The organism is Microcystis sp. M_QC_C_20170808_M9Col, from assembly GCF_007095495.1.
Taxonomy (GTDB): domain Bacteria; phylum Cyanobacteriota; class Cyanobacteriia; order Cyanobacteriales; family Microcystaceae; genus Microcystis; species Microcystis aeruginosa.
Window position 1 is genome coordinate 1 of record NZ_SFBZ01000238.1, and the last position, 26,520, is coordinate 26,520.

21 protein-coding genes, 1 other RNA gene and 1 pseudogene are annotated in these 26,520 nt (G+C 43.2%); 11 read left to right on the plus strand and 12 right to left on the minus strand.

Annotation, left to right across the window (positions count from 1 at the left end; translation table 11 throughout):
• Positions 1-246: 246 nt before the first annotated feature.
• From psbM to EWV68_RS13820, 3 genes are all read right to left on the minus strand, one after another.
• On the minus strand, positions 247-354 hold the full coding sequence (gene psbM, locus EWV68_RS13810) for a photosystem II reaction center protein PsbM (protein WP_002745897.1): 108 nt from the start codon (positions 352-354) through the stop codon (positions 247-249).
• Positions 355-505: 151 nt separating this feature from the next.
• The gene (locus tag EWV68_RS13815) at positions 506-1,624 is read right to left on the minus strand and encodes a universal stress protein (protein WP_287170135.1); all 1,119 of its coding nucleotides are present in this window, start codon (positions 1,622-1,624) and stop codon (positions 506-508) included.
• A 137-nt stretch (positions 1,625-1,761) separates the two neighbouring features.
• Positions 1,762-2,742, minus strand: a complete 981-nt coding sequence (locus EWV68_RS13820; RefSeq protein WP_287170136.1) for an ABC transporter ATP-binding protein — start codon at positions 2,740-2,742, stop codon at positions 1,762-1,764.
• A 280-nt stretch (positions 2,743-3,022) separates the two neighbouring features.
• Here EWV68_RS13820 and dacB point away from each other — a divergent pair, with 280 nt between their 5' ends.
• Positions 3,023-3,910 (plus strand): D-alanyl-D-alanine carboxypeptidase/D-alanyl-D-alanine endopeptidase, encoded by an 888-nt coding sequence (gene dacB, locus EWV68_RS13825; RefSeq protein WP_287170138.1) that lies wholly within the window; start codon positions 3,023-3,025, stop codon positions 3,908-3,910.
• 145 nt (positions 3,911-4,055) lie between these two features.
• On the opposite strand, the gene EWV68_RS13830 is transcribed toward dacB, so the two are convergent.
• Both EWV68_RS13830 and EWV68_RS13835 read right to left on the minus strand, forming a co-directional pair.
• Positions 4,056-4,322, minus strand: a complete 267-nt coding sequence (locus EWV68_RS13830) for a DUF6761 family protein (protein WP_061431072.1) — start codon at positions 4,320-4,322, stop codon at positions 4,056-4,058.
• Positions 4,323-4,563: 241 nt separating this feature from the next.
• The gene (locus EWV68_RS13835; RefSeq protein WP_287170139.1) at positions 4,564-5,529 is read right to left on the minus strand and encodes a M48 family metallopeptidase; all 966 of its coding nucleotides are present in this window, start codon (positions 5,527-5,529) and stop codon (positions 4,564-4,566) included.
• Between the two features lie 31 nt (positions 5,530-5,560).
• On the opposite strand from EWV68_RS13835, the gene EWV68_RS13840 reads away from it, so the two are divergent.
• A complete protein-coding gene (locus tag EWV68_RS13840; protein WP_012267676.1) occupies positions 5,561-5,716 on the plus strand; it encodes a hypothetical protein in 156 nt (51 codons plus the stop codon).
• Between the two features lie 90 nt (positions 5,717-5,806).
• On the opposite strand, the gene EWV68_RS13845 is transcribed toward EWV68_RS13840, so the two are convergent.
• From EWV68_RS13845 to patD, 4 genes are all read right to left on the minus strand, one after another.
• Entirely contained in the window at positions 5,807-7,942 is a 2,136-nt protein-coding gene (locus tag EWV68_RS13845; RefSeq protein WP_287170140.1) for a glycosyltransferase, read from the minus strand.
• Positions 7,943-8,180: 238 nt separating this feature from the next.
• Positions 8,181-8,306, minus strand: coding sequence for a hypothetical protein (locus EWV68_RS13850; RefSeq protein WP_287170143.1), 126 nt, complete (start codon positions 8,304-8,306; stop codon positions 8,181-8,183).
• A gap of 55 nt (positions 8,307-8,361) precedes the next feature.
• Positions 8,362-9,987 carry a dipeptide ABC transporter ATP-binding protein gene (locus EWV68_RS13855; protein WP_287170144.1) on the minus strand — a complete coding sequence of 542 codons (1,626 nt, stop codon included), beginning with the start codon at positions 9,985-9,987 and terminating at the stop codon, positions 8,362-8,364.
• Positions 9,988-10,062: 75 nt separating this feature from the next.
• The gene (gene patD, locus EWV68_RS13860) at positions 10,063-10,419 is read right to left on the minus strand and encodes a heterocyst frequency control protein PatD (RefSeq protein WP_061430843.1); all 357 of its coding nucleotides are present in this window, start codon (positions 10,417-10,419) and stop codon (positions 10,063-10,065) included.
• 225 nt (positions 10,420-10,644) lie between these two features.
• On the opposite strand from patD, the gene EWV68_RS13865 reads away from it, so the two are divergent.
• The 3 genes from EWV68_RS13865 to leuC all read left to right on the plus strand — a co-directional run bounded on the left by EWV68_RS13865 (position 10,645) and on the right by leuC (position 15,775).
• Complete coding sequence (locus EWV68_RS13865; RefSeq protein WP_061430842.1) at positions 10,645-12,942, plus strand: RelA/SpoT family protein; 2,298 nt, start codon at positions 10,645-10,647, stop codon at positions 12,940-12,942.
• Positions 12,943-13,099: 157 nt separating this feature from the next.
• Positions 13,100-14,098: an MraY family glycosyltransferase gene (locus EWV68_RS13870; RefSeq protein ID WP_061430841.1), complete on the plus strand. Its 999-nt coding sequence runs from the start codon at positions 13,100-13,102 to the stop codon at positions 14,096-14,098.
• A gap of 276 nt (positions 14,099-14,374) precedes the next feature.
• Positions 14,375-15,775, plus strand: a complete 1,401-nt coding sequence (gene leuC / locus EWV68_RS13875; RefSeq protein WP_287170145.1) for a 3-isopropylmalate dehydratase large subunit — start codon at positions 14,375-14,377, stop codon at positions 15,773-15,775.
• Positions 15,776-16,404: 629 nt separating this feature from the next.
• On the opposite strand, the gene EWV68_RS13880 is transcribed toward leuC, so the two are convergent.
• Positions 16,405-18,843: a glycosyltransferase family 39 protein gene (locus EWV68_RS13880; RefSeq protein ID WP_287170146.1), complete on the minus strand. Its 2,439-nt coding sequence runs from the start codon at positions 18,841-18,843 to the stop codon at positions 16,405-16,407.
• Between the two features lie 137 nt (positions 18,844-18,980).
• Here EWV68_RS13880 and zds point away from each other — a divergent pair, with 137 nt between their 5' ends.
• The 6 genes from zds (at position 18,981) to EWV68_RS13910 (ending at position 26,186) form a co-directional block, all read left to right on the plus strand.
• The gene (gene zds, locus EWV68_RS13885; protein ID WP_287170147.1) at positions 18,981-20,441 is read left to right on the plus strand and encodes a 9,9'-di-cis-zeta-carotene desaturase; all 1,461 of its coding nucleotides are present in this window, start codon (positions 18,981-18,983) and stop codon (positions 20,439-20,441) included.
• Between the two features lie 229 nt (positions 20,442-20,670).
• The gene (locus EWV68_RS13890) at positions 20,671-21,366 is read left to right on the plus strand and encodes an aldehyde oxygenase (deformylating) (protein ID WP_061430838.1); all 696 of its coding nucleotides are present in this window, start codon (positions 20,671-20,673) and stop codon (positions 21,364-21,366) included.
• Positions 21,367-21,515: 149 nt separating this feature from the next.
• Positions 21,516-22,535 carry a long-chain acyl-[acyl-carrier-protein] reductase gene (locus tag EWV68_RS13895; protein ID WP_287170148.1) on the plus strand — a complete coding sequence of 340 codons (1,020 nt, stop codon included), beginning with the start codon at positions 21,516-21,518 and terminating at the stop codon, positions 22,533-22,535.
• A 1,050-nt stretch (positions 22,536-23,585) separates the two neighbouring features.
• Entirely contained in the window at positions 23,586-24,722 is a 1,137-nt protein-coding gene (locus EWV68_RS13900) for a DUF58 domain-containing protein (RefSeq protein ID WP_061430837.1), read from the plus strand.
• An 86-nt stretch (positions 24,723-24,808) separates the two neighbouring features.
• Positions 24,809-24,905: signal recognition particle sRNA small type (gene ffs / locus EWV68_RS13905), an RNA gene on the plus strand.
• 9 nt (positions 24,906-24,914) lie between these two features.
• Complete coding sequence (locus EWV68_RS13910; RefSeq protein ID WP_287170149.1) at positions 24,915-26,186, plus strand: MFS transporter; 1,272 nt, start codon at positions 24,915-24,917, stop codon at positions 26,184-26,186.
• A 36-nt stretch (positions 26,187-26,222) separates the two neighbouring features.
• On the opposite strand, the pseudogene EWV68_RS13915 reads toward EWV68_RS13910, so the two are convergent.
• Positions 26,223-26,375 (minus strand): annotated as a pseudogene (locus EWV68_RS13915) (DUF3782 domain-containing protein); the annotation flags it as partial.
• Positions 26,376-26,394: 19 nt separating this feature from the next.
• Positions 26,395-26,520: transposase (locus EWV68_RS13920; RefSeq protein WP_287170151.1), on the minus strand; the 126-nt coding region annotated here is incomplete at its 5' end.

Here is a 26,520-nt window from a genome sequence, read left to right on the forward strand (position 1 = left end):
CGATGAAAACGCAAGGTTTGGAAGCACGATTCTCTCAAAATCTTGCACCTGTTTGGCGAGAAAAGCCACAAAACCCTTACCTTACCTACATTTCACATTTATTCAGCCAACCCTAAATACTTTAACTTTTGGCGATTTAGGATCAGGTGACGAAACTAGCATTTTCCCCTAATTGAAGCGAAAAAACCCCGCATGACTTCAAGAAATCACCGGGGTTTTTAGGAAAAATAGGGATAGGGAAGGAATTTAACCCTCGGTTTCCTCTCTGGTTTGGATAAACAGAATCAAGAGGAAAACCGTGGGGACTAGGACGAATAGAATACTAGCGATAAAGCCGAGATTATTTACCTGCATGAGTTAACTCCCTTAAGTGACAACGGATTTGCATTAAAGATTAACTCCTAGAATATCATCCCAGAGGGCGTTGCTGATTTGAGAGGGGAAGTGGGGAAGTGGGGAAGTGGGGAAGTGGGGAAGTGGGAGTGGGGAAGTGGGAGAAAGATGGTTATCTTTTCACCCCCTTGGCCCGCGCGTTTTTAATCGGTACTTTTGGTTCGGTGGCGATGATGTGAAGATCGATATTTTTCTGCCAGATCAGACGCATGAGTTTTTGGGTGAAAGAACCTTTGATGAAATTCTTCCAGCGCGATTGAAGGCTCTCCCCGATCACAATCTGGGTGATCCGTTCCCGTTCGGCCACTTCAGCGATCGCTGCCGCCACCTGATAGCTTTTAACTCGTAAGAATTTCCCCTCGAATTCCCGACATAAACGTTCGCAGGTTTCGATATGTAAAGCCTCCTCTTTCGTGAGAAAGCGCTCGGGTTTATCGACGAAAATCACGAAAAATTCCGCGTTCATATACCCCGCTATCCGCGCTCCCCGACGTAATAATCGTAAAGAGTTGGGATAGGTGGAAATACAGACTAATACCCGTTCGTGAACGGGACAGGATTGACCGATAAATTTTGTGGAATTACTCGCTTCTTCTTCCACTGTATCGGCCACTTCCCGCAGGGCGAGTTCCCGGAGGGCGATTAAATTACGCCGTTGAAAGAAATTATTTAAAGATTGTTCGATCTTTTCGGGAGCGTAGATTTTTCCCGCTAATAATCTTTCCTCTAGGGTTTCGGCGGTAACATCTACCACAATCACTTCATCAGCTTCCTCCAAAATTCGATCGGGTATTCTCTCCCGAACCACCACCCCGGTGATTCGGGCGACCAGATCGTTTAAACTCTCGATATGCTGGATATTCACTGTAGAGTAAACATCGATTCCCTGAGATAAAATTATCTCCACGTCCTGAAAGCGTTTCTCTCGCTCCGAACCAGGCGCGTTCGTGTGGGCTAATTCATCGATCAGACACAGCTGCGGCGAGCGGGCGATAATCGCTTCTGTATCCATTTCCGAGAGAGTGAATCCCTCTTTCTCTAGGATTTTTCTCGGTACGATTTCCAATCCTTCGGCTTTTGCGGCGGTCTCTTTCCTGCCGTGGGTTTCGAGCAGTCCGATCACCACGTCGGTTCCCTGCTTTCTCAGGCTATGCCCCTCCTCCAGCATCTTATAGGTTTTCCCGACCCCCGGGGCCATGCCGATAAAAATTTTATGTCTTCCCCGTCGCACAATTGTCTCCTTTTTGGCAACTTCCCTTGTAGATTAATACTAAATCCAGTTATTAAAAACTGATTATCTATTCCCTCTTTTTCCTTTTGCCTGTCCTCATAAGTAGCCTATACTCAACGGATTTGCTCTGAGAGTGCTTATTGACTAGAGGTAATACCGCGCTGACGTAATTGGTCGATAAAAAATTCTTCTAGGGAAGCACGAGCTAAATTCAGACTAATCAAGCGAGCATCGATACTAGGCAGGGCAGCCAGAAAAGCAGCGGGTTCTCCCTGTAATTGTCCGTGCCAACAATGATCGCGCCAATGCAAACCGAGGAGCCATTGCTGTAGTTGATCCTCCCTACCACCTTGAACAATCACCTGATAGACATCAGCACGACCGAGAATTTGCTCGAGGGAACCAACACAGAGTAATTCTCCCCGGGCCAACAGGGCAATGCGATCGCAAATTTGTTCCACATCGGAGAGAATATGAGAGTTAAAAAAGATGGTTTTCCCCCGTTGTTTGAGGGATTGAATAATTTCCCGCACCTGATAGCGACCGATAGGGTCTAGTCCCGACATCGGTTCATCGAGAAAGACTAATTCTGGATCATTGATTAATGCTTGAGCTATACCGATCCGTTGCATCATCCCCTTAGAATATTGACGCAATTGCTTTTTCTGGGCGGTTTTGCGCTCTAATCCCACTAGATCCAATAATTCAGGAATGCGTTTTTTTTGCACAAAAGAGGGAATTTGAAAAATGCTGGCGATTAATTGTAGGAATTCCCAGCCGGTGAGATAGTCGTAGTAGTAGGCATTTTCGGGAAGATAGCCGATGCGTTGCCTGACCGAGCGATCGCCAATTGGCTGACCGAGAATCAAGGCCCGTCCGGAAGTGGGTCGGACAATCCCCAAAAGGGTTTTTAAGAGTGTGGTTTTGCCGGCCCCGTTCGGGCCTAATAATCCAAAAGTTTCGCCCTCATGGACAATTAAAGTACAGTTTTTCAAGGATTCGATTTTTTTATCTAACCAGAATCCCGTCCGATAAGTTTTTTGTAAGTTTAACGTCTCTAGCACAGTTTGACGGCTGGTATTCGTCATTGTTTTGGAATCATCTGAGACAGAATACATGAATCTGACATCCCTTTTCCGACACTTTGCTTTTATTATCCCCAAATTGTCAGCAGTAATGTCACGGCTATCAAAATAGCACGATTTTGGAACCCAGAAAAATCCCAACTGGTCTTGAGAATAGGTATCAGTGTAGTTCTGGGCTATTGCCAGCTTTCTTCTCTGGCATGGGTGTGAATTAGCCGCTAAAATCTGTTAGAAAGGTAACTTTGACACTTGAGCGGCAACTGGTACAATAGGGCGAACGCTTACGGAAACCAGACTCTTACACAAACACAGCATGAAACAACTCCTCAATTGCCTTAATTCCCTGACAGTGGCCAGTGTAGCCACTATCGCTTTGGCCTATCCTAGCATCGCTCAAGTTAATCTGTCTGTTTATCCCGCTCCTTCCTCGTCGAACGAATCCATAGAATTATACGTTCCCCCGCCAGAAAACAATAACACCAATAATACCTGTACTCAATCGATCGGGGCAAATATCGATAAAGTTATTAGTCAAGCTCCCAATCAGTGGGGTATATTAATCGAATCTATCGATCGCCAAACAGTTATTTATAGTCATAACGCTGATCGCTATTTTATCCCCGCTTCTAATACAAAGTTATTTACCACGGCTGCCGCTTTACAAGTGATGAACCCGGAAACGACGATTCAGAAGAAATCCCTGCGCGATTGGGTTAATATCACTAATCAGAGAAGTAATAATTTCTACGCTGAAACTCTTTTTCGCTTTATCGGCGGTGCTAAAAATGTTACTGCCATTTTGGCACAATTGGGCATCAATCCCAGTGGTTTTCGTCTAGCCGATGGTTCGGGATTATCCCGCCATAATACCGCTACTCCCCGCTCGATCGTGGAGATTTTGCGGGTGATGTATTATTCTCCTAATCGAGACACTTTCTATGCTTCCTTACCGGTAGCGGGAATTAGTGGCACCCTGAGAAACCGAATGCGTCAGACGGCCGCCACTGGCACAGTTTACGCTAAAACCGGCACTCTTACCGGTGTGCGGGCCCTATCGGGTTATCTAGAACACCCCAACCAAGAACCGATGTTATTTAGCATTATCGTTAATAATCAACGGGTTTCCGGACAGGCTCTGGTGAAAGCGATCGATACTATTGTTCTACAGATGACCGAATCTCGTTCCTGTCAAGCTCGGTAGAGCGCTGGTAAAAATCGCCCTGTCTCCCGACTCCTAACTCCTCAATTCTGCCCGATGCAAGAGGTCTAATCCCGGGGCGATTCTCGCGAGTCAATCCGATTTTTTGGGCGGAATGATGGCCAAATTCCCTTAACCCGAGATGGGGTTAATAATAGCCATAATCTGCTTCAGTTTGGGTTTGGGTTTGGGGGGAGAGATATTCAAAATTGGAAGGATCTCGCAGAAAGCGAAAAACTTCTTCTTCGAGACGATGAATTAGATAGGGTTCTATGGAATTAGAATCGCGTAAACAGGCTAAATAGCCTTCTACATATAGCCGGATCTCATCAAAACGCGAGCCACGGTGCCAAAGATCCACCATGTCATCGGTTAGTCTTTGATAGTAACGAATGGATTGGGTATCTTGGAGCATGGGCAGTAGAACAAAAAAAAAGAGAGTGGGGGTAAGTGTGTATGGACAATCGTAGGGAGAATTGCTATTCTCGATCCCCGATACCTCTATTGTACTCACCAAATCGGCAAAACACAGACAAGAGAATTTTCAGTGATCAGTAAAGGGTGTGGGGTGTGGGGTGTGGGGAGAACAAAGCTGCCTTTTGCCTCCTGCCCTTTGCCTTTTGCCTTTTGCCCTCTGCCTTCTGCCTTCGTATAGATTATTCGTGGTTTCTTTGTCTTTTTGCCCGTTCAATTTCTGCTTGTAGTTCTGCTATTTGTCGCCTCAATCTTTCGCTTTCGCTATCATGAGCATCAACATTAATTGAGCTTTTAAACCCTGTTTTGGCATAGTTTCCCCGGCGAATTTGACGATAGGATTCCGAGTTAAACCATTCCTGTAGATAATGCACTCTTTCCACGGAAAAAGGATGGGTTAAAAAGGAACCATTACCGCCATTATAAATAAGAAATTTATAAATCTGGTTTAAGTTATCTTGGTCTAATTGTCGGTAGGCTTCCCCTTGGCGAATAAATTCTTCTAAGTTGCATTCATGCAGGTATTTTTGACTTCCTCCTGCACATTTCATTAAAGTTCTCAGGACTAAATTTAAATCATCGCTAACTAATAAAGCGGCTCGATCTGCTGATAATTCGGCTTTTCTGCGCCATTCATAAAAGGCATAAACTAGACCGGTAGTAATGGCTTTTCCTAGTCCTAAGGTGATGCCCCCAAGGAAATTAGCCGCCCCCATCACCCAAAAAGACATTTGAATTAAAATACTATGATCGCATTTTAAATGACCTAATTCGTGGGCAAGAATTACCCTAATTTCTTCTTCATCTAAGAGGTCTAAAAGGGCAGTATTAAAGACAATGTAGGGATGTTCCGAACCTAAAGAATAGGCATTCGCTGAAGGGTTTTGACTGACATAAAGATTCGGTTCTGGGGACATATCTAAATCCCGCAGACATTGGCGATAGATGCCGTATAAAGTGGCGTATTGACGCGGGCTGACTTTTAGATCATTGCCCATTAATAAAATTTGCTGGGGACGTTCATAGAGATATTCGGAAAAACTTTTCGCTAATAAGTCAAACCCCGGAACTGATCTTAAGGCCTGTTCAGCTTGCTGATCTAGGGGATGTTTAAAAGCTTGACTGGAGATATCAGGATAAGTTGGCATATTTTTTCAAGGAAAAAGGGGAAAGGGAAAAATGATAATTCAGTCGTTAGTCAGAAATAAACGGGCATTAATTGCCAAGTTTTTAAGATTGTCTTGTCAACTTTTTCGAGGCAACCTATGGCATTATAGTCAGGAATTACTTCTAGAAACAGTTGGCGTTTATCAAATCAGTAATGTCTCTCAATAGGTTTTTAATTCTGCAAAATTGCGGATTCTAGAGTTTATTTGGTTGCGGTGACATAGAATAGACCTGTGGGAGAAATGAGCTTTTTTCTTGTTAACTATTCTTGGCAACAATTCCTAGATTTGATAACAAAGTTTGTAGGTTAGTTTGCACGGTAGCGGGTTGGTATCTCTTAATAGTTTCTAGGGAATTATCAGCGAGTTTTTGCCACAATTCCATATTATCATAGAGTTCGATTACCGCTTGGGCAAATTCCTCGGCAGTATCGGCAATTAAAACATCTTGGTGGTCAATTAATCCCATACCTTCGGCACCAATTTTTGTGGTAATAGTCGGTAATCCTAGGGAAAGACTTTGACCTATTTTACCCTTCATTCCCGCACCAAATCGCAGGGGTGCGACAAAAATCCGACTCTTTTGGAAATAGGGTTCCACTTCGGGAACATAACCGGTAACAATCACTTGATCATTGGCTAATTCTTTCACTTCATCCTTGAGGTTACTTCCCAATAAATTAACGGTAATATCGGGACGGGATGCCCAAACTAAGGGCATAATTTCTAAACATAACCACTTAACGGCATCAATATTAGGAGGGTGATTGTAGCTACCAATAAATACTAAACCGGCTCGCTGGTCAAAGGCAACTTTTTCTGACAGGGAAATTTCTTCATGGATATTGGGGATTACCCAAACATTTTTCACTCCTAAAGAGGATAATACCTGCTTTTCGTCTTCGGTTACTACTACGGTTGCTTCCGCTTGATTAGCATAGTTTAACTCTAATTTCTGATAGGTTTGCCAACTCCAGCTAGTATTTTGATAACTGGGATCGAGATAGTCTTTTTGTCGTTTTAAACGTAGAAAATGTAGGTCAATTGTATCATAAATAATTGGCACTTTTGTTTTTAAGCGAATTAAATCCATATATTTATCGCACAATTCGGGACGACACAACCAAACTCCATCTATCAGAGGTAAATATTTGATTAATTTTTCTTCTAGATTATATCTTTGCGGTGTGCCATAAATAACCTCAATTCCTAGCTGCTGCAGTACAGAAGTATAGGGTTGTTCAGGATAGCCATTATCGGGAAAGAAAATGACTGAATAGCCTAAATTGAGCAGTAGCTTAAGAATATTTAATAAACGCACACAGCCGGATTCTCGATCGTATAGTGGAACGTAGGAATCGATGACTAAAATTGTCGGTTTTCCTTGTAAACGTCGGGCAGCTTTGGGTACATTATTAGCATCGTTATCTAGGTGTTTAGTTAATACCTTTGACCATTTTTCTCGAAACTTAGTTTGATTAATAACTTGATATTGTTTGATCCCACTAGAAAGGTCTGTTCCCGAGGTGATTCCTTCGTAGTGAATGACGTTAGATTGGGGTTGATAAAGGACTTGATAACCCAATTCTCGGAGGGCAAAACATAAGTCTGTATCTTCGTAATATGCGGGGATAAAGTCTTGACAAAAACCACCTAATTGCTTAAATAAATCTGTAGGAACTAATAAACTTGCTCCCGAACAATAGTCCACGGGACGGACATAATTATATTCCGGTTCCTCGGGACTATCTAAGCGTCCATAATTCCAACCATCGGCAGAATTCCAGATAATTCCCCCCGCTTCTTGTTGTTTACCATTAGCATAAATTAACTTAGAACCCACCGCACCAACTTGGGGATTATTGATAATTAATTTCACTAAACTTTCTAGACAATTTTCCAGAATACGAGTGTCGTTATTGAGAAAATATAGGTATTGACCTTTTGCTTGACTAGCCCCATAATTACAGGAACGGATAAAACCAGAGTTTTCTGTATTAGTTAATACTTTAATTCCTTTAACTAAAGTTGCTAATTGTTCTAAGGTTTCATCGCTGGAAGCATCATTAACAATGATTATTTCATAAGCTAAATCAGAACTTAGGTTAACACTCAAGGATTCCAGACAGTTAAAGGTGTAGGCAAATTGGTTATAAACAGGAATAATAATCGAGACTAAAGGATCATCACTACTGGCAATTTCTAGGGGTCGCGGTTCAGCTAATTTAGCACTCTCGATCACCTGTTCTTCAAATTCAGAGGAACTCTTTCCTGTGAGAATTTTAATAATTTTTCGTTTCGTCTTTTTGAGTGCTGGTTTCCATCCTTCCTCTTGGAGACTAAAGACAAATTTTTTGAGCAGTTTTTTGACTTTAAAAATAATCATTATTACCATAATTCTTCCTCTAGAGAAAACCAATCTTGTGCTAAATTCAAATCTCTTTCTGCTCTAACAATAGCTCCTTCCTTTAATTGTTTTGTTGCTTGAGGTAGTTTCTCTGTGGTTCCATAATATAAGTAGATGGGTGGAATTAAATATAAGATGAACGTAGGTTGGGTTGAAGCATGAAACCCAACGCCCGCATGGGTTACGCTACCGCTAACCCATCCTACAAATAATTGTGCCTCCCTACTTATAATTTAATCGCTTCATTAATTAAATTATTATATTCTTTTTCAGGATAATCACTACTCGCCAACCATCGATAGAGAAGTTGCATGGTATCTTCAGGGAGAGTTATCTGAAGTTGTCTTGCCATTTTGTCTTTCCTAACTATATCTAGACAATAACAATTATAAGCCCCTAGAGCGATTTTAGTTGCTGTTGGGATAAATTCTCGGGGCTGCGGCGATTAATTTTTGAGTGTAGGGGTGTTGGGGATGGCTAAAAATCTGTTCAGTGTCACCCATTTCAACAATTTTACCCGCAGTCATCACCGCAATTCGATCGCAGAGGAATCTCGCTAACCAAAGATCATGAGTTATAAATAAATAAGTTAGATTAAATAACTTTTGTAACTCTAACATTAACTCTAAAACCTGTGTCTGGACACTAGCATCGAGCATACTAACCGGTTCATCACAAATAACTAATTCCGGACGAGTAATTAAAGCGCGAGCAATGGCTACCCTTTGCTGTTGTCCTCCCGATAACTCCCTAGGATAGCGTCGATAAAACTCCTCTGTTGGTGTTAAACCGACTCGATCTAACATTTCCAAAACCTGTTTTTTAGCCGTTTCTAGATTAACTTTTTGATGGATAAAAAGCGGATCGGCGATACTTTCTCCCACCGTCATTAAAGGATTGAGACAAGCGAGGGGATCCTGAAAAATCATCTGCATTAAGCGCCGTTTTGGACGCATTTTTTCCCCCGATAAAGGGGTTAAGTCTTCTCCTAAAAATTCCACTTTTCCCCCGGTGGGTTTAATTAACTGTAATAGGGTTCGCGATAGGGTACTTTTCCCACACCCCGACTCCCCAACTAAACCGAAGATTTCCCCTCGATACAGTTCAAAATTGACTTCATCCACCGCTTTAATAAATTTCTTGTCTTTCTTTAAAAAGCTATCTAAAAAGTTACCTTCTAGGGTATAATACTGTTTTAAATTATCCACCTTTAACACCGTTTCCTTGCCTTGAATTGCCGTTGATTTTTCCTCCCGTACCTGTAGGTGTAAAGCGGCCGCCAAAAGAGAACGAGTGTAGGGATGTTGAGGCGCTTTAAAAACTGTTTTTACCAATCCCGATTCGACAATTTTGCCCCCCTTCATCACCGCTAATTGATCGCAATATTCTCCCACCATCGCTAAATCATGGGAAATTAACAATAATCCCATCTGTTCCTCGCTACATAAACGCTTTAATTCCCGCAGAATTTCCGCCGAAACCGTCACATCTAAACTGGTGGTGGGTTCATCGGCAATAATTAACTTAGGGTTTAATAATAAAGCTAAAGCAATGGCTACTCTTTGCCGCATTCCCCCGCTAAATTCGTGAGGATATTGGGACCAACGATTAGCGGGAATTTTCACTTTTTCTAGGACAGTACAAGCTTGACTTTTAGCTTGACGATAGGTTAAATTTCCCCGATGAGCTTGCAAAGTTTCCACACAATGATCGCCAATAGTCATCAGCGGATCCAGTCGCGTCATCGGATCTTGAAAGACTAATGCCACCGCTTCCCCGCGAAACTTTTCTAACTGTTTGCTAGATAAAGATAAAAGCGATCGCCCTTCAAAGGTAATCTCACCTTCCACGTGAGTGCGATTGGGTAATAACCTTAAAATAGCCTTACCGATGGTCGATTTTCCACAACCAGATTCACCCACTAATCCCAGAGTTTCCCCTTTGCCTATACTAAAAGATACCCCATCGATCGCCCAAGAGGGAGAACTTAATTCTGTCGGGTAGGCAATTTTTAGGTCTTTAATTTCCAACATGACGCGATCGGTAACGATAAAAGTTAGGACTTAGGGTCAAGTATGCCACACAAACGGCGATCGAGCATTTAATCACTAATCGACAACTGACCCTAACAAAACCTGACAATACCCCTTTAAAGTCGCCACTCGATCGCTAATTATCTGTAAACGTTTCTCCCGTCCTTGCCGCGCCGAGGCCAAAAATAACCAGTCCGTCTCCAGCAATCGCCACGATCGATATAGTTCCGTCTGGAGCGCGCGCCAACGATTAGCCACCTCTGGGCTGAAATTGTCATCATTTAGTGACAATATCTCCCCTTCTAGACAGGTTTGTAAAGCTTGAAAAGATTGTAACCCCGTGGAAGCATCCCCATCCAGAAGGGCAAGACTGAAATCCTCCAGTTTTCTTAACAAAGATTTGTAGGCTTGATGGTAATTTGTCGGTAGCATCCAATACAAAGCGCGTTAGAATTTGTTACATAAGATTAGCGATTTGTCGTCACGGTTGCAAGTCCTCCCCCCTCCTGACCAGAGACAAAAACTTAAAAGAATCCCGCCCTTTTCGCCGAGCGATCCGATTCCAGTGTTAGAGAGTTAAGCAATCTGGCATCGCTTCGGCCTAATAATTTTCTAGTTATCCGTCTCCTCCCCCCCTATTATCCCCCCGATCTAACCATGAACGCCATCACTGCCATCCAACCGGAAACCCTCACCGCCCTTCCCCGGGCCACGGAACCGAAAAAAGCGTTAGTTTTACCCGATTGGCTGAAAGAATGCCTAATTACCTACGAAAACGACCCCCAGAATCCCGATATCGATTTAATCTCTAGGGCCTTTAATTTCGCCCACAAACTCCACGAGGGCCAGTATCGCAAATCCGGGGAACCCTATATCGCCCATCCTATAGCTGTAGCGGGATTACTGCGGGATCTGGGGGGTGATGGGGCAATGATCGCGGCGGGATTCCTTCACGATGTGGTGGAAGATACGGAAGTCACCCCCGAAGAAATCGAGGCTAGATTCGGTGTCGAAGTACGTAATTTGGTGGAAGCGGTGACAAAACTCTCCAAATTCAACTTTTCTAGTAAAACTGAACGGCAAGCGGAGAATTTTCGCCGAATGTTCCTGGCGATGGCTCAAGATATCCGCGTCATCGTGGTAAAATTAGCCGATCGCCTGCACAATATGCAAACCCTCGAACACCTCACCCCGCAACAGCAGCAACGCATCGCCCTCGAAACTAGAGAAATCTTTGCTCCTCTGGCTAACCGTTTAGGGATTGGGCGATTTAAATGGGAATTAGAGGATTTATGCTTTAAATACCTCGAACCCGATGCTTATCGTCAAGTCCAGTTATTGGTATCGGAAAAACGCATCGATCGAGAGGCCCGCATCGAAACTGTTATTAACACATTGCGGGAAAAATTGCAAGAAATTGGCATAAAAGTTCTTGATTTACAAGGTCGCCCCAAACATCTCTACGGCATCTATCATAAAATGCACAATCAGGGCAAAGAATTCGAGCAGATTTATGATATTGCCGCCGTCCGCATTATCGTCGAAACCAAAGAGGAATGTTATCGTTGTTTAGCCATAGTTCACGACCAATTTACCCCGATTCCTAACCGTTTTAAAGACTATATCGGTTTACCAAAAGCTAACCGTTATCAATCCCTCCATACCACCGTTGTTGGTTTAAATGCCCGTCCCCTAGAAGTGCAGATTCGCACCCTAGAAATGCACCATGTTGCTGAATACGGGATTGCAGCCCATTGGAAGTATAAAGAAACCGGTTCTAGTCAAACAACTTTAACCGCTGCGGATGAAAAATTCGCTTGGCTGCGTAATCTGCTCGACTGGCAAAAAGACCTTAAAGATGGTCAAGAATACATGGATGGCCTCAAAAATAATTTCTTTGAAGAAGATATCTATGTTTTTACCCCCAAAGGTGATGTGGTGGCCCTCGCCCAAGGCGCGACACCGGTAGATTTTGCCTATCATATTCATAGCGAAGTAGGTAATCAGATGAAAGGGGCAAGAATTAATGGTAAATGGTCAGTTCTTGATGCTCCCTTGCAAAATGGTGATCTGGTGGAAATTCTCACCAGCAAGCATAGTCACCCTAGTTTGGATTGGTTAAATTTTGTCGTTACTCCTAGCGCCAGAAATCGCATCCGGCAATGGTACAAAAAATCGCGCCGAGAAGAAAATATTAGCCGAGGTCGTGATTTATTAGAGAAAGAATTGGGTAAAACTGGCTTCGATGCCCTGCTGAAATCGGAACGAATGCAATCGGTGGCCAAACAGTGCAATTATGTGGCAGCAGATGATTTATTGGCGGCTTTGGGTTACGGCGAAGTTACCCTAAAAAATGTGGTTAATCGTCTGCAAGAAACAGTTAAAAATCAACAGGAAATTTTAACGGTCAAAAATCCGCCCGATGTCCTGACTGATTCCCAATTGATTCTACCACCTTCTCCCGTTCAAAGGGCTTTACCCGTTAGTAAATCACCGATCGGCGGTGTGGAGGGATTAGTCTATCGTTTGGCCGGTTGTTGTTGTCCTTTACCCGGAGAGAATATTACCGGTATAGTTGCCCATGCGGGGGAAGGCATTGTTATTCACCGTCAGGGCTGCTCGAATGTGGAAAAAGCCGAAGCTGAACGCTTAATTCCTGTTAGTTGGAACCCTATAGATGACCAGGGACGTTATCAAACTTATCCGGTAAATATTCAGATTGAAGTGATTGATCGCGTCGGGGTTTTAAAAGATATTCTCTCTCGTTTAAGTGACCAAAATATTAACGTTCGCAATGCCGGAGTTAAGACTAATTTCGGTAAACCCGCTTTAATTTCCCTGAAAATTGAAGTAAAAGACCTGCAACAATTTGAACGCTGTGTTACTCAAATTAAGCTGATGAGCGATATTTTAAACGTTCGTCGCATCAGTCAGGTAAAAAGCGATCGAGAGTAGGTTAAACCTAAAATTTCTACTCATATCCCCCAAACGCCGGAGTGCCTTAGCTTTGGAAGTGGGATGCTGACACTGACTAAAACCACGATGGCAATATCGGCACTTTTTGTCACCGAACAACGTAGGATCGATAATTAATCTGAGTGCGAAAATCCCTATGTTATTATCCCTACTGTCAGTTATCAGTTTTCTGGTTAGTTTTCTGGTGGTTGCCCTGATTAAACAACGTTTTAGCCAACAATTGTTAGATATTCCCAATGAGCGTAGCAGCCATAGTCAACCCACACCTAGAGGAGGTGGACTCGGTTTTGTCGTCGCTTTTGCTCTGACTGGCTGCCTCAGTTATTTTCTCCTTCCTCCTTCCCTACCTCTTATTCCCCTGTGGTTATCCCTGACTCCTTTAATTATTATCGGCCTTCTCGATGATCGTCGCGGTATTCCCTCTAGTATTCGCTATTTAGTGCAGTTATCCTCCGCTAGTGTTGCGGTCACTTTTTTCGGTGCTTTTCCCCAATCGTGGCTATCAGATTTGGGTTTTGGCGGCAAAATTTTGGCTATTATTGTCACAATTATCGGACTGACCGCAATGATTAATTTTTATAATTTTATGGATGGTCTCGATGGCTTGGTGGCTGGCTGTACGGCGGTACAATTAGGATTTCTCGCTCTCTATTTTCAGCAACCAATTTTATGGCTTTTAGTGGCAGCTTTAGGTGGTTTTCTCCTCTGGAATTGGTCGCCAGCGAAAATTTTTATGGGTGATGTGGGTAGCACCAGTTTAGGGGCAATTATCGCTATGGTTTTACTTAATAACCAGGGCAATCAAAGTCAGGCTTGGTCAGCTTTAACTATCACTTTACCTCTAATTGGTGATGCTATTTATACCCTGATTTGTCGATTATTAAGAAAGGAAAATATCTTCCAAGCTCACCGCAGTCACCTTTATCAAAGATTACAAAAATCTGGCTTGTCTCATCCACAAGTAGCAATTATTTATATGGGGGTAACTCTCCTGATTGCTATTAGTATTAACTACTTAGGAAACCTAGGCGCATGGCTGAGTTTACCTCTGATTCTAGGATTAATTGTTCTCGGAGAAATTTATCTGAACAGGAGAGTTAGCAAGCATAATTTAGCGGTGACAAGAAAAGAATAAATTTTTTATTGCTATGGCTTCTGGGGTAAAATCAAGAGAATTTTATACTAAATCCTCTTGAAAGATTATAGGAAACGGAGGGTAAGGAGCAGAAGGAATTACTCAAATAGTTATTAGCGAAAGTCGTTGATTTCAATCAAAAACTGATGGTTTTAATCTGGCAAAAACAGAGCTATTTACCTATTATACCTACTAACCAAGAGAAAAGAAAAAATTAATATTTATCGGCTGGAGTTAGCTGATATGATTAGGGAGATGACTATCATTCCAAAGTCAATGAGCGCAAGAACATTATTCGATAAAGTCTGGGACGCACACACGGTTAAGATTCTTCCCAGTGGACAGACACAATTATTTATCGGACTGCATCTAGTCCATGAAGTCACCAGTCCCCAAGCTTTTTCGATGCTGAGAGAAAGGGGTTTAAAAGTATTATTTCCGGGACGGACTATTGCCACCGTCGATCACATCGTCCCCACCGAAAATCAAGCACGTCCTTTCCTTGACGATTTGGCCGAGGAAATGATCCGAGCGATCGAAACTAATGTTCAAACCAATCATATTCCTTTCTACGGCATCGGTTCCGGCAATCAGGGCATAGTTCATGTGATCGCTCCCGAACGGGGTCTAACCCAACCCGGGATGACGATCGCCTGTGGTGACTCCCACACCTCCACCCACGGCGCTTTTGGGGCGATCGCTTTTGGCATCGGCACTTCCCAAGTACGCGATGTTCTTGCTACCCAAACCCTATCCCTATCGAAATTAAAAGTGCGTCGAGTGGAGGTAAACGGCGATTTAAACCCTGGAGTCTATGCTAAAGATGTAATTCTCCATATTATCCGTCAATTGGGCGTAAAAGGCGGTGTTGGTTACGCCTACGAGTATGCTGGTAGTACAATCGAACGGATGTCCATGGAAGAAAGAATGACGATTTGTAACATGGCGATCGAAGGTGGGGCCCGATGTGGTTATATCAACCCCGATCAGATCACCTACGATTACCTCAAAGGTCTTGATTTTGCGCCTAAAGACTGGGAAAGTGCGGTTAATTGGTGGGAAAGCATTAAAAGCGATGCCGATGCGGTTTATGACGATGTGGTGGTCTTCGATGCCGGTGAAATCGAACCCACAGTTACTTGGGGGATTACTCCGGGCCAAGTAATCGGGGTTAACGAAGTCATTCCCACTCCCGATAGTTTACCGGCAAGTGAAAGAGCGCTCGCAGAGGAAGCCTATCAATACATGAAACTCACCCCCGGCGCCCCGATTAAAGGCACAAAAATCGATGTCTGCTTCGTCGGTAGCTGTACTAACGGCCGGATCAGTGATCTGCGCGAAGCGGCCAAATTTGCCCAAGGTCATCGTGTTGCCCCCCATGTGAAAGCTTTTATCGTCCCCGGTTCCGAAAGAGTCAAAAAACAGGCGGAAGCGGAAGGATTAGACCAAATTTTCCTAGCATCAGGCTTTGAATGGCGCGAGGCTGGCTGTTCCATGTGTTTAGCCATGAATCCCGATAAATTGCAGGGAGATCAGATCAGCGCTTCCTCCTCCAATCGTAACTTTAAAGGTCGTCAAGGTTCCGCTTCCGGTCGCACTTTGTTGATGAGTCCGGCGATGGTGGTAGCGGCAGCGATTAAAGGGGAAGTCACCGATCCCCGGGAGTTGTTAAATTAAATAGGGTTTGCTGAAAAAGTTTGTTACTGGGGTCAGGAGTCAGGAGTCAGTATTCAGTTATCAGTTATCAGTTCACTGAGAAAACTCCCCACACCCCACACCCCACACCCCACACCCCTCTCCCTTCTCTACAATAATTACTCGCAACCAGAAATACCTTGGGTTCTTATCATACTTTGTGCTTTTTGTCAAAAAAACTTTTTTTTTGCAATAAAACTACATAAAAAAAAGATCATCGTTGTGGGTGAAATTGACTAATTTACCCGTTTTAATTAGGATCACCTTCTAGGTGTGGCAAGGGTTTCAACCATTGCTGCCCAAAAAAGCACAGAATAACCCATTATGAAATTCAGTAAAATCGCTGTAACTATCATAACATCGTTGTTAAATAAAAATCTTTCTCAATTAATTTTTAAGAATTTATAAATATTGCGGAATGTTAATTTAAATATTCTCAAGTTTTTGCAATAAACTAATAATTTTTACTTATCTTTGTCCAACATTGGGTTAGAAGTCAGTTATCAGTTATCAGTTATCAGTTATCAGTTATCAGTTCACCGAGAAAACTCCCCACACCCTACACCCTACACCCCACACCCCACACCCCACACCCCACTTCTCACTCTATTTTAATTTGACTGCCATAATTGCCAAGCTTTAACGAGATTTCCCCCCATCAGGGCAGCCACTGCATTTAAAGTCTTAATTTCCTCACTATCGGGATTTAATTGTCTAGCTTTATCTAAGACTTTTTGGGCTGCTTGCGGTTGCCAATCGTAGAGATAAATAAAACCTTGATAAGCATAATGATAGGGATTATGGGGGTCAATTTTAATCATTTCCTCCGTGGCTTTTATTGCCCCTGCTACATCCTGTTGTAGTACCTTAGAAATTGCTAATCCGTAGGCTAAAGATAATTTATCGGGGGGATTTTGTTGCTGTAAACGATAGGAAAAAGCCTTGTCTGCTTGCAGCACATAATCCTGAATTGAATCGTATTGATTGATACGATTAGTTAACTCAAAAATTGGCTCAATACCCGTTAATCCTTGACCAATATTAGCAGACTTTAAGCGCAATTGGGTCACTAAATCTAATTGGGGCGTTGCTAACTTGGAGACTTGAGGATCGATGGTAATTTGAGCATTAGTTTTAATTGGATAGGTTTCGCCAGTTTCCCGATTGAGATAGACAGCAGATAAGCGATAAACTCCGGGGGTTGCTGCCGACTGCATGGCGGTTTTTTCAGTGACTTCAAAACCATTTTGTTGCTCTTCTGGAGTTAATTTTTCTGCCATTAATCCCCCCATAGCAATACCGTGATCGTGCATCCAATAATCCTTACCGTCCACTTCTTGCCAAGTTAAAATTACTATTCCTGACTTTAATTGTTGCCAGTCTCCGGCCCATTTATAAACCACGGGAATGGGTTGATTAGGAGAAGCTTTTTCGGCAATAGCAATCTCTCTTAATTCCACCCGTTTTGGCGCAGTTTCAAGGGGTTTAACCGTGACGGAGGGGTCTATTTTACGGTGTAGGGATAGGGTACTATCATCCGGTAGCTGCCAAGTTTTCTCCACTTGGAAATCTGGACCGGTGGCGACTCGATTAACAATTTTTTTCTGGACATCGGGGACGGAACCCTGTTCACCAGTTTTAGTTAAAAACCAATCTAAAGAATTGACATCCTTTTCGATATCTTCTTCCCGAACTCCCACCTGTCTGCCGGCAACCTGGGAATTATGTTTACCACCGTAGAAAGAGAGAGTATGTTGATTTAATTCGGGGGTGGAAGGTAAAACCCCTAGGGTGCTGCGAAGATAGGGAGAATCGGCTAGAATCTCTTTAACTACTTCTTCGTGCTGCCAACCAGTTTTTAAATAGGGATGGTGTTGTAATTTGGGACTGAAAACGTTAGTAATTATATCTCCCCCCAAGGGAAATAAATTTAAGCTGGTGAGGATAGCGGCAATAGTTATCGTTCCCCAACGGATACCAGGGGCAAAACGACCACGCCAAGATAATAAACCAACGGATAAAATTAAGGATAAAGTCGGTAAAAGCGGCAAAATATAACGAGCATCTTTATTGATATTTAGGGATGATAATAGGTATCCCCCCAGCAGAAAAACTCCTAACCAAATCCACACAGGACGATTAACCTTATCTTCGGTTTTTCTATGACGTAAGGAGATTAATAATCCCACCACAGGAACTAATAACAATACCCAAGAAAGAAAATAGGGTAAAACTTGGGCGTAAAATGTCCAGGCATCTGGACTGGTAAGGGGCGGATCTCCCTCCAAAATCGCCGAATCTACCGTGGCACGTTTGCCCGCGGTTAACATTAATAACCAATTCGTCCGATACCAGGGAAACATTAACAATGCTGCCGTCAAAAAACTCAGCATTAATTGCGCTAGATTACCCCAACGTTTTCGCCGGAGATTTTCGCCCAATACCCACAAAATCGGTAAAAAGAGGAAAAATAGGGTGGTTTGTTTGACTAACATCCCTAAACCGAAAGAAATACCGAAAGCGATCGCTTTTGGCCAGCCTTGTCCACTAAATCGCCACCATGTCAAGCATAAGTAAGAAAACGTTACAATTGCCGCTAAGGGAAAATCTAAGAGATACTCGAGGCGATAATAGTATAAACCGGGTAGAAATTGACAGATTAAGACCGCCCATAAAGCCACAGTCCCATTAAAGAGGATAATTCCCAATCCGTACACAGAAAAGAGCAGTAGGGCGCTATAGATAGCCATTACCCACATACCCGCATCAAGGCTAATACCAAAGAGATTAAAGAAGGGAATCGTTAAAAGATAGGTTAAAGGGGGAATTTTCGGCGACATTAGCCATAAACTGCGCCACCAATCCCCGTCAAACCAGCGAGGATTTTGGAAAGCTTGGGTATAGATAATCCCACCGTTGAGATAATCGGCCTGATCCCAAGCAGGAATAGTATGATCGAGACTAAACCAGAATCTATCGACTAATATCCCCAATATCCAAATAATACTGACAATAATTAATCCCTGTCTCCCCTCTAGCGATCGCTTCAAAATGACTTCTCCCTAGTGCAACTCTCAATTATTCTGCCACGCTCTCAAGCGCCCCTGAAAAAATCGCCCGCAAGAAACACCAGACCGATCGGGGTAAAATAAAGATTTAGTGAAAAATTGTAACAGGAACTTGACAAATGCGAGTGGTGATCGTTGGTGCAGGGTTAGCGGGAATGGCAACAGCTATCGATCTGGTCGATGCGGGCTGTACAGTAGAAATCTTAGAATCTCGTCCCTTTGTCGGGGGAAAAGTCGGTAGTTGGGTAGATGCGGACGGTAATCACATCGAGATGGGCTTGCACGTCTTTTTTGGCTGTTACTATAATCTTTTTGAGTTAATGAAAAAAGTGGGCGCTTTTCAATCCCTACTGCTCAAAGAACACACCCACACTTTTATCAACGAAGGGGGAAAAATCGGCGAATTAGACTTTCGTTTCGCTGCGGGTGCGCCTTTTAACGGTTTAAAAGCCTTTTTTACCTCCTCCCAACTCTCGGCAGCCGATAAAATCTTTAATTCTCTGGCCTTAGGTACAAGTCCCATCGTCCGCGGTCTGATAGACTTTCAAGGAGCGATGAAAACGATTCGGGATCTGGACTCGATTAGCTTTGCCGATTGGTTTCGTAGCCATGGCGGTAATGAAGGCAGTTTAAAAAAAATGTGGAATCCGATCGCCTATGCCTTAGGATTTATCGATACGGAAAATATCTCGGCCCGTTGTATGCTGACGATTTTCCAATTTTTCGCCGCTAAAACCGAAGCTTCCGTCCTGCGGATGTTGGAAGGTTCCCCCCACGAATACCTGCATAAACCGATTATTAACTATCTGGAAGCCCGGGGCGCCAAAATCTCTACCCGTCGTCAGGTGCGGGAAATTCTCTATTCTGGAGAGGGCGAAAATCTGCAAGTTAATGGCCTGATCGTCGCTAACGGAGAAACCACAGAAACTATCACCGCAGATGCCTACGTTTGCGCTGGTGATGTCCCCGGTATTCAGCGTCTTATTCCCCAAGATTGGCGAAAAATGCCGATTTTTGACAATATTTTCCGACTAGAAGCCGTCCCCGTCGCCACGGTACAATTGCGTTTTGACGGTTGGGTGACGGAATTAAATGATGCCGAAAAACGCCGACAACTGCAAAAAGCGGTGGGAATTGACAATCTTTTGTACACCCACCAAGCGGATTTTTCCTGTTTTGCAGATCTTGCTCTCACCAGTCCTAGGGATTATTATCGCCCTGGAGAAGGTTCTTTATTACAGTTGGTTTTAACCCCTGGGGATCCTTTTATTAAAGCTAAAAATGAAGATATTGCCCAGCACGTTTTAGCGCAAGTCCACAAGTTATTTCCCTCCTCGCGGGGGTTAAATATGACTTGGTTTAGTGTGGTGAAATTGGCCCAGAGTCTCTATCGGGAAGCACCGGGGATGGATGTCTATCGTCCCTCGCAAGCGACTCCTATTGCTAACTTTTTCCTTGCTGGTAGTTATACCCAACAGGATTACATTGATAGCATGGAAGGGGCGACTTTATCGGGTAAACAGGCAGCCAAAGCGATCTTACAACAGGCCGAGCGCTGGAAATCTTTAGCCACGGTTTGAGCAAACAGCCAGCAATCTCGTCTCTTGAGAAGGGATTGCCTCTAAACTTGTTTTCAGTGGAAAAAGTTAACCGCTATAGCTAACTTGGCAAGTCAGCCTCTCAAGCCAAGCTATACAAAAAAGACCGATCGAGCTAGACTCGTAAAAAGATAACTCCATCTAGAAGGCTTACCCTAGACTGGAAAGAACGTCGGAAAAATCTCGTCAGAAATAGGAGTCAATCGAGTTTATGCCAGAGCTTGCTGTATCATCAGAGCTTGATTTCACCAGCGAAACCTATAAATCAGCCTATAGTCGCATTAATGCCATCGTTATTGAAGGCGAATACGAGGCCAATAGCAATTATATTCAATTAGCAGACATCCTCACCGATAACAAAGAAGAGTTACACCGTCTGGCAAAAATGGAAAACCGTCACATGAAAGGTTTTCAAGCTTGCGGCCAAAATTTGAAAATCACTCCTGATATGGATTATGCCAGAGAATTCTTTGCCTCTCTGCACGATAACTTCCAAATTGCCTACGCAGAAGGTAAAATCGTTACCTGTTTATTGATCCAATCTTTGATTATCGAAGCTTTTGCGATCGCTGCCTATAATATTTATATTCCTGTTGCTGATCCTTTTGCCCGTAAAATTACTGAAGGCGTAGTTAAAGACGAATATTTACATCTCAATTTTGGCGAAGAATGGCTAAAAGCGAACTTTGAAACCGCTAAAGAGGAATTAGAAACCGCAAATCGCGCTAATCTGCCCATTGTCTGGAGAATGCTCAATCAAGTCGAGGATGATGCTCGCGTCCTCGGTATGGAAAAAGAGGCCCTCGTGGAAGACTTTATGATTAGCTACGGGGAAGCTTTAAGCAATATTGGTTTCAGCACCCGTGATATCATGCGAATGTCTGCCTACGGATTAACTGCTGTCTAAAGCTTGAGCGTCTAGATTTCTTTTTTTCGCCCTGCTGCCGCTCAACACAGAGCGGCGCTTTTGTGTATTATATTTAAGAGTCTTAACGATTTCTTAGCAATATCCTAATTTTTTATCTAGTGCCATCTAGTCTAACGAAAGAACAATCAATGTTTGGTCTTATAGGTCATCTTACCAGTTTAGAACACGCCCAATCGGTCGCCGACGATCTAGGTTATCCTGAATATGCTAACCAGGGATTAGATTTTTGGTGTGCTGCCCCCCCGCAAATTGTCGATGATTTTCATGTCACCAGCATCACGGGGCAAACCATCAGAGGGAAATATATCGAATCCTGTTTTTTACCAGAGATGTTGTCGAATCGTTGGGTAAAGTCTGCTATTCGTAAGGTGCTAAATGCCATGGCACTCGCTCAAAAAAGTGATATCAATATCACCGCACTCGGCGGTTTTTCTTCAATTATTTTCGAGGAATTTAATCTCAAAGATAATCGACAGGTGCGGAATATCGAGCTAGATTTTGTCCGTTTTACCACCGGTAACACCCACACCGCTTACGTCATCTGCACTCAGGTGGAAACCCTCGCTGAAAAAATGGGCATCGATTTAGCTCAATCTACCGTCGTGGTTTGTGGGGCAACCGGAGATATCGGCAGCGCCGTTTGTCGTTGGTTAAATGAAAAAACCGATACAAAAGAACTAATATGTGTGGCACGCAATCAAGAGCGTTTACAATCTCTGCAAGAGGAGTTAGGACGCGGTAAAATTCTCCCCCTAGAGGAGGCTTTACCTCTGGCTGATATCATTGTTTGGGTGGCTAGTCTGCCTAAAGGGGTGGAAATTGATCCAGATAAACTCAAGCGCCCCTGTATTATTATTGATGGTGGTTATCCGAAAAATTTAGGCACGGTGTTAAATGCCCCCGATATTTCGGTGATTAAGGGCGGCATTGTCGAGCATTCCCTCGATATTGACTGGAAAATTATGAAAATCGTCAATATGGATATTCCCTCTCGTCAAATGTTTGCCTGTTTTGCTGAGGCGATTTTATTGGAGTTGGAGGGTTGGCAAACTAATTTTTCCTGGGGACGCAATCAAATTACCGTCCCTAAAATGGAACAAATCGGCGCAGCTTCCCGCAAACACGGTTTTCAACCTTTGTTATTTTAATAATCCTCAACCCCCCACCGACCACGGAATTAGAAGTTTTAGGCGACAAATAATTAGGAGTGAGTGCTTGACTTTGGCGGCGGCTTGGGTTATAATTGTCTTATAATGGGATGGTCGTGTTTAACTGTAAACGCTTAGATTACCATTATGAATAAACTCTTTTAAAAATATTATCCCAAAATCTGCCGACAAAAGCAAGCAAAATTTTGCCATCAATTGTTAAGTTTTGTTAAGAAAAATCCTAAGAGTGGCAAGGAAGAGAACTCCCTTAACAGATCAGTCCGATCTCTTTGATAGTTTCTCAGGGCTTTTGGGGGAATTATAGAGATGTGGGGCTGATTTTTAGCTCGTTCCCAAGTTCTACCTGGGAACGCTTTGTTGAGGTTCTACCTGAATACTACTTTAAGGCAGAGCCTTCGACTCATTGTTCGCTTAATTTTTTAAGGGAAGGGTTTTAAAATTGCTGTTACCTTTATCCTGTATGCTTTTTAGCGAATAAGGTAAGCAGAAAATCCGAGAATGCGATCGCCAATTGACTCGCTCAAACCCTGATCAATTCGTTAACTTCCAAATGGTTTTTTGTACTAATAAATATTCGAATAGAACGCTCAATGCGTTTGCTAGACTGTATTTGAGACAATTTATCAAATTTTCGGTTCGAGAAATGAGCGAACGGTGAGTTTGAACTCTCAAAAATTAATTATGCAAGAAATCTAATAATAATTAGGAGTGAGCGCTTGACTTTGGCGGCGGCTTGGGTTATGATTGTTTTATAATGGGATGTTTGTGTTTAAATTCGAGTGCTTAGATTACCATTATAAATAAACTCTTTTAAAAATATTATCCCAAAATCTGCCGACAAAAGCAAGCAAAATTTTGCCATCAATTGTTAAGTTTTGTTAAGAAAAATAACAATAGTGGCAAGGGATAGAAATCTTTTGGCTGATCAGTCCGATCTCTGTGATAGTTTCTCAGGGCTTTTGGGGTAATTCTAGAAGTGTGGGCCTGATTTTTAGCTTTCTAGCAAAGACGACAAAACCACTAAACCCGATGAAAACTTGGTTAGAAGATCGCGGTATTTTACCCGCTTACGGTGGTGGGGTAATCATTGGCATTACCCTGTGTTTTTTCGGAGCTGCGACCAATACCATGGCGGGATGGTTGTATGCTATCTGTGGCACGACGATCGCTGTTTTAATTTTATCGATAATTTTACCCCGTCGTTCCCTTCTTCCCCTGAAAGTGCGTCGTCTTGCCATTGTACCCGTAAGTGCGGGAGACGATCTTAGTATTAGCCTAGAGATAGAAAATACTAGCAATCAGCCGATAAATCTGTTAGAAGTGACAGATATCCTGCCTATAGTTCTCGATCAGCCAAAAATAACCCCAATAGAAGTGATTGCCTCCAAAAGTTGCCATCGTTGGACTTATTATTTACCCACCAGTAAACGGGGTATTTATCACTGGCAAGAAGTACAATTAAGAACAGCAGCCCCTCTCGGTTTATTTTGGTGTCGTCGTTGTCATCAAGCAGCGGCTAAAGCTTTAGTTTATCCCCAAATTTTACCCTTACAACAATGTCCCCTAATCGATTCCCTCGGTCAAGAGATGGAACAAAAATTAGAAAATAATCGCTATTATCAAAGGGCTAGTCAAGGACTTACCCGTAACCTGAGACAATATCGCCAGGGTGATTCTACCCGTTTAATTCACTGGAAAACTAGCGCCCGTTTGGGAGAATTTCAAATTCGGGAATTAGAAGTGTTAACGGGAGGACAGGAAGTGATTATCTGTCTCGATACCCTCTGTGATTGGCAAGAAGACAGTTTTGAACGGGCGATTATTGCCGCTGCTTCCCTCTATTTTTATGCCCATCGTCGGCAATTAAATGTGAAACTCTGGACCGGTGAAACGGGTTTAATTCACGGGGAGAGGATCATTTTAGAAACTTTAGCCGGTATAGAGGCAAAAGCTAGTCAAAAAAATGCCAATCTGCCTAATTTACCTGTAATTTGGTTGACAAGTAACTTCAATTCCATCGAACAACTCACCCCCGGCAGCCGTTGGTTATTTTTCCTCGCTGCCGATTCTAGGGAGAGTCCTTCACTCTTAATCCGACAGTTTAGCGGATTGGCGATCGAACCAGAAACTTCTCTACAACAACAATTGCAAAAACCCCCTCGTTGAGGAAATTTCTGTTCACAGTCTAGATTGAGAGGAGATTCTCCAGAAAAAAATACCCGTATCCCCGAAAAAGATGTTATGATGAAAAAGACTCGGACTCATGCGATCGCAACGCCTTAACCTTGTCAGGACCGGAAGGTAGCAGCAATACAGGATGCTTGTGACTGGCGTGATCTCCGGGTCTTTTTGTTGCCTGTGACGGTCGCTGTTGTGAACGCTTTCAAAACTTTTCGATCGCTTACTGCCGAGACTCGTCGTCAACTACTCTTCCTCTTCGTCACGGCGCTGTTTTTCTGGATAAGTATTACCACTCTCCTCCCCACTCTCCCCACCTATATTGACTCCCTAGGCGGTAGCAAACAAGATATCGGTTTTGTCATGGGGGCCTTTGCCATCGGTTTAATTTTATCGCGCAGTTGGTTAGGCAATCTAGTTGATCGCCGCAGTCGCAAATTAGTGGTTTTATTTGGAACTATTGTCGCCGCTACCGCACCCCTCGGTTATCTATTTTTTCGCGATCTTTCCTCTTTATTCGCCGTCCGCGCCTACCATGGTCTCAGTATCGCCGCTTTTACCACCGGTTACAGTACCCTAGTGGTGGATTTTTCCCCCGTTCGTCAACGGGGAGAGATAATTGGTTATATGAGCTTAACTGCACCCCTAGGCATGGGAATCGGTCCAGCTTTAGGCAGTTATCTTTACCAATCGATCGGTTATAACGGTTTATTTCTAGTTTCCGCCACTTCGGGAGCGATCGCCTTCCTCTTGGGTTTCTGCATTAAAGAACCAGACTTCAAGAAAAAATTAGCCGAAATGAAGGCAGAAAATCAGACAATTGAGCGCAGTTTCTGGGCATTATGTCAAGAGCGAGCTTTTTTAGTCCCCACCTTAGTTTTTCTGCTGGTAGGTACTTTATTCGGCGGTTTAGTCGCTTTTTTACCCCTGTTTCTCCTCGAAAATCAGATCCCTTTCAGTGCCGGTCTATTCTACAGTTATGCGGCACTATCGGGGGTAATCGGACGGATTTTGTCGGGAGGAGCCAGCGATCGCTATGGACGGGGTTTATTCATCACTATTAGCGTTTTTTGCTATGGTTTATCCATGTTGGTTCTATCTTCTGCCCGATCTTCCTCCGCTTTAATTTTAGCCGCTATCCTCGAAGGTGCGGGAGGGGGGATTTTATTCCCTATGTTACTGGCTTTAATCTCCGATCGCTCTGAGCCCCAAGAACGCGGCCGGGCCTATTCTATCTGTATCGGCGGTTTTGATGTGGGAACAGCCTTAGCCGGTCCAATTCTGGGGGTTTTAGCAATTTCCTACGAAACTATGTTTAGTTTATCGTCAGGATTAGCTGTTATCGCTCTCTTTCTCTTTTTTACTCTCTCTAACCCCACCATACGCCATTCTTTTCTCTTCGCTTTCGGTTTAGAAAAAGATCGTTATGCTCTGCGCGGACAATTACAATAAAGCTTACTGAAAAAGTTTTTCCTAGGGCAGGGTTATTTAATCGGTTTGAGGTTGAAAATTATCGGGAATATCTAATTCAAATACTTGGTCATGAATCCGAGCCACATAAATCCCTTCTTGCAGAATTTTTGCCCGTAATTCCGGGGATAAATCAACGGCTGCTAAGATGCCATAGAGTTTTTGGCTCTTCGTTACTCTTTATGCTCAATCAACATACAAGATGCCAAGATAACATACTTCTAACCCAAAAATTCCGAAAGTTTCTAAAGCCATAGCCTCTTCGTTTTATTAGTTTAAGTTTATTGTTGATTCCCTCGACCACCCCATTCGTTGT